The 7,887-nt window shown below is 66.4% G+C and carries 11 protein-coding genes; 4 read left to right on the top strand and 7 right to left on the bottom strand.

Annotated features, from left to right (window positions below):
* The 5 genes from GX543_RS00385 to mca form a co-directional block, all read right to left on the bottom strand.
* Positions 1 to 908, bottom strand: a 908-nt coding sequence (locus GX543_RS00385) for a DUF255 domain-containing protein (RefSeq protein WP_290849045.1), incomplete at its 3' end; no start/stop codon positions are given.
* Between the two features lie 27 nt (positions 909 to 935).
* Positions 936 to 2,000: a Fic family protein gene (locus tag GX543_RS00380; RefSeq protein ID WP_290849044.1), complete on the bottom strand. Its 1,065-nt coding sequence runs from the start codon at positions 1,998 to 2,000 to the stop codon at positions 936 to 938.
* Between the two features lie 78 nt (positions 2,001 to 2,078).
* The gene (locus GX543_RS00375) at positions 2,079 to 2,258 is read right to left on the bottom strand and encodes a hypothetical protein (RefSeq protein WP_290849043.1); all 180 of its coding nucleotides are present in this window, start codon (positions 2,256 to 2,258) and stop codon (positions 2,079 to 2,081) included.
* A 59-nt stretch (positions 2,259 to 2,317) separates the two neighbouring features.
* Positions 2,318 to 2,662 (bottom strand): hypothetical protein, encoded by a 345-nt coding sequence (locus GX543_RS00370; RefSeq protein ID WP_290849042.1) that lies wholly within the window; start codon positions 2,660 to 2,662, stop codon positions 2,318 to 2,320.
* On the bottom strand, positions 2,659 to 3,510 hold the full coding sequence (gene mca, locus GX543_RS00365; protein ID WP_105941643.1) for a mycothiol conjugate amidase Mca: 852 nt from the start codon (positions 3,508 to 3,510) through the stop codon (positions 2,659 to 2,661). The genes GX543_RS00370 and mca overlap by 4 nt, the downstream gene beginning before the upstream one ends.
* Before the next feature lie 78 nt (positions 3,511 to 3,588).
* On the opposite strand from mca, the gene GX543_RS00360 reads away from it, so the two are divergent.
* From GX543_RS00360 to greA, 3 genes are all read left to right on the top strand, one after another.
* Positions 3,589 to 4,044, top strand: coding sequence for a DUF4307 domain-containing protein (locus GX543_RS00360; protein WP_105941642.1), 456 nt, complete (start codon positions 3,589 to 3,591; stop codon positions 4,042 to 4,044).
* Between the two features lie 109 nt (positions 4,045 to 4,153).
* The gene (locus GX543_RS00355) at positions 4,154 to 4,783 is read left to right on the top strand and encodes a queuosine precursor transporter (RefSeq protein WP_105941641.1); all 630 of its coding nucleotides are present in this window, start codon (positions 4,154 to 4,156) and stop codon (positions 4,781 to 4,783) included.
* A gap of 194 nt (positions 4,784 to 4,977) precedes the next feature.
* On the top strand, positions 4,978 to 5,469 hold the full coding sequence (gene greA, locus GX543_RS00350; protein ID WP_105941640.1) for a transcription elongation factor GreA: 492 nt from the start codon (positions 4,978 to 4,980) through the stop codon (positions 5,467 to 5,469).
* Positions 5,470 to 5,579: 110 nt separating this feature from the next.
* On the opposite strand, the gene GX543_RS00345 is transcribed toward greA, so the two are convergent.
* The gene (locus GX543_RS00345; RefSeq protein WP_234353956.1) at positions 5,580 to 5,981 is read right to left on the bottom strand and encodes a helix-turn-helix transcriptional regulator; all 402 of its coding nucleotides are present in this window, start codon (positions 5,979 to 5,981) and stop codon (positions 5,580 to 5,582) included.
* A gap of 222 nt (positions 5,982 to 6,203) precedes the next feature.
* Between GX543_RS00345 and GX543_RS00340 the strand changes: the two genes are divergently transcribed.
* Complete coding sequence (locus tag GX543_RS00340) at positions 6,204 to 7,175, top strand: NAD-dependent epimerase/dehydratase family protein (RefSeq protein WP_290849041.1); 972 nt, start codon at positions 6,204 to 6,206, stop codon at positions 7,173 to 7,175.
* Here GX543_RS00340 and GX543_RS00335 read toward each other — a convergent pair.
* On the bottom strand, positions 7,169 to 7,747 hold the full coding sequence (locus tag GX543_RS00335; RefSeq protein WP_290849040.1) for a DUF3558 family protein: 579 nt from the start codon (positions 7,745 to 7,747) through the stop codon (positions 7,169 to 7,171). The two genes, GX543_RS00340 and GX543_RS00335, sit on opposite strands and share 7 nt — an antisense overlap.
* Positions 7,748 to 7,887 lie beyond the last annotated feature (140 nt).

Genomic DNA, 7,887 nt, shown 5'->3' with positions numbered 1-7,887 from the left:
GTCGAAAGGCGCGCGAGGTGCGCGTACACCCGCAGGAGCAGCGCGTTGTCGTAGAGCATCTTCTCGAAGTGCGGCACCACCCAGTTCGCGTCGACGGCGTAGCGGGCGAAGCCACCGGCGAGCTGATCGTAGATGCCGCCGCGGGCCATCGCCGCACACGCGCGCTCGACCACCGCGCGCGCACCCGTATCCGCCGGTTGAGCCGTATCCGCTGGTTGAGCCGTATCCGCTGTTTGAGCCCCGTCGAAACCCTCCGCGACCCGCAACAGCGCCTCCAGCATCGACGACGGCGGGAACTTGGGTGCGCCGCCGAAGCCGCCGGCGCGCGTGTCCTCGTCGTCGAGCACCGACGCGACGGCGGCGGCGACGAGGCGTCCGTCGATCGCCGGCCCGGGCGGCACCGGTCCGGCGTTGGCCCGGAGGTGCTCGGTGACGCTCTGCGACGCCGCCGTCACCTCGTCGCGCCGCCGGCTCCACGCGTCGGAGACAGCCGCGAGAACCTGGCCGAAGCCGGGCTGCCCCGACCGCGGCACCGGCGGGTAGTAGGTGCCGCAGTAGAACGGTTCGCCGGCCGGGGTGAGGAAGCAGGTCATCGGCCAGCCGCCCTGCCCGGTCATCGCGACGGTGGCGGCCATGTAGATCGCGTCGATGTCGGGGCGCTCTTCGCGGTCGACCTTGATGCAGACGAAGCCGTCGTTCATCTGCCCGGCGAGGGCGGGATCCTCGAAGGACTCGTGCGCCATCACGTGGCACCAGTGGCAGGCCGCGTAGCCGACCGACAGCAGCACGGGGACGTCGCGTTCGCGTGCCTCGGCGAAGGCCTCGTCCGACCACTCGCGCCAGTGGACGGGATTCTCCGCATGCTGGCGGAGATACGGGCTGGTGGCCGTTGCCAGTCGGTTGATCATCTTATTTCACTCCTGCCGGATGGGCGGTCACTCGGGGCGCGTCAGGACATTGAGGAAGTCATCGTTGACGAAGAGAAGCTCCCGACCGGCCTTGACGTCCGTGAGGAGCCCGGCCTGGACCAAGGCGTGCAGCCACGATGACGCAGTCTGGCGCGATACATCGCACCGCTGGGCGACGGTGTTGATGCGGCAATACGGCTGCTCGAACAGCACCGCCAGAAATTGCGCGTCGCGCCCGCCCGTCGTCGCGGCGCGCGCACGATCCGCGATGTCCTCCTGACAGGACCGAATGGCGCTGATCTTCCGCGTCGTCGAGGTTGCGGACTCTCGGACGACGTCGAGGACGTACAGAATCCAATCGATCCAGGCGCCCTCGGCCGTCACGGCTCGCAGGAGCCGGTAGTAGTCGTTCTTACGGGCGATGATTGCACGCGAGAGATAGAGGATCGGGTCATCCAACAGGCCGGCCTCAATCAGCATCAGGATGTTGATGACACGGCCAGTTCGCCCATTGCCGTCGTGGAACGGGTGAATGGCCTCGAACTGGTAGTGGGCCAGCGCCATGCGCACGAGCGGATCAAGATCGTCGTCAGCATGGACGAAGCGTTCCCAGTCCGAGAGCTTCTCACGAATGAGGTCGACGCCCTCTGGCGGTGCGTAGACGATCCGCTGAGTAGCGGGGTTCGCGATCCTTGTTCCGGGCCCCGCCCGGATGTCCGTCTCCCGACCCTGGAGCGCCGAGCAGATGCGCGCGGCCGTAACTGCCGTAAGCGGGCGACTCTTGATCGACTCAACTCCCGCAAAGAGCGCGCTGCGGTATCGCAGTGCCTCCTTGGTCGCGTGGTCTCCCCCACCGGAGTCGGCATGCCTGAAGAGTTCGTCGGCCGTCGTCACGATGTTCTCGATTTCGGAACTCGCCTGCGCTTCGAGCAGTGGAACCGCATGGATCAGGATGTTGGGGTTCGGTAGCAACCGACCGGCCTGAGCAAGGGTCGCCAGAGCAGTTCGGGCGTCGATGGCGGCCTTCAGCACCTGCTTGGGCTCCAGGTCGAGGCCTGGTGGTGGCAGCGCGGGCAGGGCGTTGAAGGGCACCTCGGGGCTCCAGACCACGTGTTAGCTCTCTCGACTCATCCTCATGACATGTTAAGAATCTTCAAAAAACCTAACACATCACCGGGACGTGTTACACGACCCGACACGTCGCGGGGCGATCGGCAGCTTCACCGGTCCGACACCGTCGACCGACAAGGCGAGCCCCGCCGCGTACGCCGACAGCTCCGCACTGAACGCCCCCGGCGCGTCTCCGCCCGTCAACAGGAGGGCGATGTTCTCACGCGCGAGCCGTGCCACACGGAGAAGCTATCAAGCTGCTTCCGGCTGGCGCACTGCCTGACCCGAGATGCCGCCGCTCACCGACCGCGGTCGTCGCTGTGGTCGGAGGGTGCGGTGCCGCCCGCCGACGCAGAGGCCTCGCCGGAACCGTGTGTGCGCCGCTCGCCGTCCGCCGACTCATCGTCGACGACGTCGGTGCCCTCGTCGAACGCCTGATCCGGTTCGGGATTGGCGGTGTCGAAGCTGTCAGGAAGCTTGCGCAACTGGCGGTTCATCGAGCGGATGAGCAGGAAGGTGGCCACCAGGAGCACGACGATCACGAGCAGCCCGACCGGCGACGCCTTGCCGAACTCAGGGCCCTTCGTCTGCTCGTCGGCGAGCACGTATACGGCCTCGCTCGCCAGGTCCAGGACGGTGTTCACGGCGCCTCGATTCCGGCGAAGAGATCGGTCTCCGGGATTGCGGTCTGCACCCGGGTCTGCGCCAGCTCGAACTCCTCGGTGGGCCACAGCCTTTGCTGCCACTCGAGCGGGACCGCGAAGAAGAAGCCGTTCGGATCGATCTGCGTGGCGTGCGCGCGCAGCGCATCGTCACGCTGCGGGAAGAACTCACCACACGTCACCTGCGTGGTGACCCGGCCCATCAGATCGCCCTGCTCGCGCTTCCACTTGGCGAGCCACTCCTTGAAGGGGCTCTCTTGCCCCGACTTCTCGAACTCCTCGGAGAACCGGTGGATCCGGTCGCGGATGAAGCCGTGCGTGTAGTACAGCTTCAGCGGGGTCCACGGCTCGCCGGCGTCGGGGAACGCTTCGGGATCGCCGGCGGCGTCGAACGCGGCGACGGACACCTCGTGGCACTTGATGTGGTCCGGATGCGGGTAGCCGCCGTTCTCGTCGTACGTGATCATCACGTGCGGCTTGAAGTCGCGGACCACCTCGACCAGCTTCTCGGTCGCCTCCTCCAGGGGCACCAGCGCGAAGCAGCCCTCGGGCAGCGGCGGCAGCGGGTCTCCTTCGGGAAGCCCGGAATCGACGTAACCCAGCCAGGTCTGTTCCACCCCGAGCGCGGCGGCCGCGGCCGCCATCTCGTCCTTGCGGATCTCGGGCAGCTTCTCCTGGACGCCCGGGCGATCCATGGCCGGATTGAGGATGTCACCGCGTTCGCCGCCGGTCAGCGTGACGACCAGGACGTCGTGTCCGGCCGCCGCGTATTTGGCCAAGGTCGCGGCCGCCTTGCTGGACTCGTCATCCGGATGTGCATGCACAGCCATGAGTCGCAGGCGCCCCGTGCTGTCGGTCACGCTTCCTCACCTTCGCTCGGTACTCCCCTACATGGTAGGTATTGACGCGTGAGCAGTTCAGACGGGGTCGCCGACCAGCCGAAACCACAGAGCGGCCCGCGGGCGACGTACCCGGTCGAGCAATCGCCGTCCAGTCGTCGCCGCTGGTTCCTGATCTGCTCGGTGGCAGTGGTGATCGCCGGTGTGGCGCTGGCGTACATCGGATTCAAGCAGTTCGGCGACCCCGAGGTCTCCGGTCAGGCCGTCGGTCACGAGGTCCTCGGTTCGGATGCGGTCGAAGTGCGCTACACGGTGAACCGGAAGAACCCGGACGCGCCGGTGGCCTGCATCGTTCGCGGCCGGGCGCTCGACGGTTCGGAAGTCGGCCGGCGCGAGGTGCTGATTCCGCCAGGCGCGGTCCAGGTGGGCGCCCAGACGACTGTTTACACCTCCCGGCCACCGGTGATCGGTGAGGTATTCGGCTGCACCACCTCGGTGCCGGCCTATCTGAAACCTGACAAGTGAGGTACCACCCGTGACCGAGGAGCCGACACACTCTGGACAGCCGGGCGCCACGCGCCCGGCGCCCAAAGCAGTTTTCGCGACCCTTTCCTCTCCCTACTACCCGGTACTGATGGCGGTTTTCGTCGGCATCATGCTGATCAGCAACATCGCCGCCACCAAAGGCGTCGGACTGTTCGGCGGCTGGCTCGTCACCGACGGCGCCTTCTTCCTCTTCCCCCTCAGCTACGTCATCGGTGACGTAATCAGCGAGGTGTACGGCTTCCGCGCGATGCGGCGCACCATCTGGACCGGATTCGGGGTGCTGATCCTCGCATCGCTGGTGTTCACCGCGACGATCGCCCTACCCCCGCTCGACGGATACGAGAACCAGGCCGCGCTCGAAGCGGTCGTCGGAGCTGTGCCGCAACTCGTCGTCGCCAGTCTCGCCGGATACCTCGTCGGCGAGTTCAGCAACTCGTACGTGCTGGTCAAGATGAAGGAGTGGACCGGAGAGAGCCAGCTCTGGGCCCGGCTCCTCGGCTCAACGGTGGTCGGCGAGTTTTTCGACACCGTGATCTTCTGCGCCATCGCGGCCCCCGTGATCGGAGTCGAGACCTGGGGCCAGTTCGTGTCGTTCGTGGCGGCCGGCTTCCTCTGGAAGACACTGGTCGAGATCATCGTCATGCCCGCGACCTACGGCGTCATCGGCTACCTCAAGCGCGCGGAACCGTCGTACGCACAGGCGCTCGACCGCGTCTGAACGCACCCTCGTCCGACGACGCTGCCGCGTCGACGTGCAGGTCAGACGTGATGTCGTGTGCGTTGAGACACACCGACTGGTAGCCTGGGTGACGCACGGCTCCGCGAGGGGTCGTGTTGCTGCATTTAGAGACTGATCGAATGCGGCTGTAGACGAACGCGCAGTCCAATGGCGGACAGCAAAGGAGATCCACAATGACCGACACAGGCGTGACCTGGCTGACCCCCGAGTCTGCCCAGCGTCTGAAAGAGGAACTCGATGCGTTGATCGCGAATCGAGACGTCATTGCTGCGGAGATCAACGAGCGCCGCGAAGAGGGCGACCTCAAGGAGAACGGCGGCTACCACGCAGCGCGCGAAGAGCAGGGCCAGCAGGAAGCCCGCATCCGCCAGCTGCAGGATCTGCTGAACAACGCGAAGATCGGTCAGGCCCCGACCCAGTCGGGCGTCGCGCTCCCGGGCTCCATCGTCACCGTCTACTTCGACGACGACGAGTCCGACACCGAGACCTTCCTCATCGCCACCCGCGAGGAGAGCATCGCGACCGACGTCGAGGTCTACTCCCCGAGTTCACCGCTCGGCGCGGCGATCCTCGACGCCAAGGTCGGCGAAAGCCGCTCGTACCGGGTGCCCAGCGGCGCGGAGGTCACTGTGACCGTCGTGAGCGCAGAGCCCTACCAGCACTGACACCCGCCGCCGAGGGCCGGGCCGCAGTCTCACTGCAGCCCGGCCCTCGTGCATCGGGCTGCTGAGCACCGGATACCCGCGTCCCCGTCCGGACGGTCCGCCGGAATCCCTCAGCGCTTCTTGTCGGTAGTCGCCGCCTTGTTCTTCGGCGCGTCCGGACGCGGCACCAGCCGGTGAAGGGTCTCCTCCACGCGCGACATCGCGGTGTCGCTCGCCTGCTCGGCAGATCGTTTCGGCAGGCGCGGCGTGTTCACGTCGGGCAGGAGGTACGACGGCGGGACCTCGAGAGCGTGCGCCAGCCGGTACACCGTCGACAGCTGAGGGTCCGACACGAAGGGCTCTCGATTGCTGGTTCCGCGCTCGAGATTGGACACCGCGTTCCGGTGCAGCCCACTCCGATTCGCCAGTTCCTCCTGCGAATAGCCACGCTGCTGGCGCACGGTCAGAAGCCGATTGGCGAAGGAGAACGCATAGGTGTCCCACTGCAGGTAACCACCTTCGCGCGACGACACCTCTTCAATCTGCTGGATGCACACCGGATTGTCTGCCCACCGTGTTGTGCATCCGAATAGTGTTGCCGCCCAACCGAATTGACGAATCACGACAAACCCCATCCCCGGGAACCGACGTCCCTCCCGTCGTGATTCGAGAGCAGTGCTCTTGCGCCGGCGTCCAGGCTTCGATATCGTCGTCGACACGTAACGAGAGCAGTGCTCACACTTAGGAGGAAAGCCATGCAGCACCTCGTCACCGGGGCCGGCCAGATCGGCACCCAGCTCGCCGCCGACCTCGTCGGCGGCGGGCACCAGGTCTCGGTCCTGCGCCGCTCGGCCGTTCCGCTGCCGGGGACCACCCTCATCCAGGGCGACGCCGGCGATAGGGGACTTCTCCGTGAAGCGATGGCGGGTGCGGAGGCCGTCTTCCACTGCACGCACACCCGCTACAGCGCGAAGGCGTGGGAGCGAGATCTGCCGCAGCGGGAGCGGGCCGTCATGGACGTCGCCGCCGAGTACGGTGTGCCGGTCGTGTTTCCCGAGTCCGTGTACGCCTTCGGCATGGGGGCTCAGCGCCTCGCGGAAGACTCGCCGCTGGATCCGGTCGCACCTCTCGGCCGGGTACGTGCGGCCCTGCTGCGGAACCGTGCGGCACACCCGGCCCAGACGCTCTCGGTGGTGGCTGCCGATCTACTCGGTCCGACAGCGGCGCCTGCCACGTCGGTGTTCCTTGCGATGGTGCTCACTCCGGTGGCCCGTGGCCGTCGAGCCTGGGTGCTGGGCGACCCGGACGCGCCTCGGTCGGCGACCTACATCCCGGATCTGACCCGCGCCATGGCGACCGCGGCCGATCGCGCCGACGAGTTCGCTCCCGACGGCGACGCCGTTCTCCTCGCCCCGTCACTGCCGCCGCTCACCCAGCGCGAGATGGCGCGCCGCGCATCCGAGGCCCTGCACGGTGCAGACGGCGTACGACGATCCGCTCCCCCAGTCTCACGCATACCGGCGGCTGTGTTCTCCGCAGCAGGGTTGTTCTCCCCGATGGCGCGCGAACTGAGCAACCAGCAATACCTGTGGCGCTCACCCGCAGTGATGGGCGAGGGACGCCTCGTCCGCGAATTCGATCTGCATCCGTCGTCGTGGGACGACGTCCTCGCCGAGTGGGCCGCTGGCGTGAACGGAACCTCCGCCACCCCACTCCCCGCTCAGTGAGGGATCTTGTCGATCGTCGCCCTGGTGAACGCGATCGCCCTATCGCAGATCTCGGAGACTGGCACGCCCGTATCGAGCGTCACGACGATCGTGCTCACCGCAGCCTTTCCGGATTGGACATACGTGTCGCAGTCTCCTCCCCCTTTGACGAAGTGAACGCCGACGGCACGACCACCAATCCTGAGATCAGGAAGCCAAACATCTGCCGTGCCTGAAACCCGTGCCTTTTCCCGGGCCAGACCCGAAGAGTTGCCCACCACTTGACTCACTGTCCAATGGGCAACGGGAGAATCGTCGAGGTACCGCCATTCGCAGCCGCGTGCTGTCTGCCCGTCCGTACCGGCTGCGTCGCGCGCAGAGTCAGCGTCTATTCCGAGTTCCACAAGATCAACGCGGAGCGCATTACACGGCTCATAGGCAGAGCCATCATTGGAGCTGTTCCAGCGGTTCGGGAAGGACGTGTCGAAAGGTAGGTTCGTCGCCCGATCGTCCCTTCCAGAGAGGGCGGCAGAGCTCTGCGGCGGATCGCCGACTTCGGAGCCGCCTGACGTACACGAGGTCAGCGCCACCACGGCCGAGAAGGTAAAGCAGGTACCCACCATTATTCGAGATTTCATACGCGGACCCGATCAGCCAGTACCTAGTGGGTTGAACTGGTCGGCATTGACGTATGCGTCTGCGGCCGCCCTACTCCTTGCAGCAAGAACTTGAG

Origin of the sequence: Gordonia sp. (in: high G+C Gram-positive bacteria), from assembly GCF_012515855.1 — a bacterium.
Taxonomy (GTDB): Bacteria; Actinomycetota; Actinomycetes; order Mycobacteriales; family Mycobacteriaceae; genus Gordonia.
The sequence above is the reverse complement of the archived record's forward strand: the minus strand, read 5'-3'. Positions and strand labels throughout refer to the sequence as shown.

Coding starts and splice junctions, on each gene's coding strand:
- mca (WP_105941643.1), bottom strand. CDS start 3,510: ATGGCTGTGCATGCACATCCGGATGACGAGTCCAGCAAGGCGGCCGCG.
- GX543_RS00355 (WP_105941641.1), top strand. CDS start 4,154: ATGGCGGTTTTCGTCGGCATCATGCTGATCAGCAACATCGCCGCCACC.
- greA (WP_105941640.1), top strand. CDS start 4,978: ATGACCGACACAGGCGTGACCTGGCTGACCCCCGAGTCTGCCCAGCGT.
- GX543_RS00340 (WP_290849041.1), top strand. CDS start 6,204: ATGCAGCACCTCGTCACCGGGGCCGGCCAGATCGGCACCCAGCTCGCC.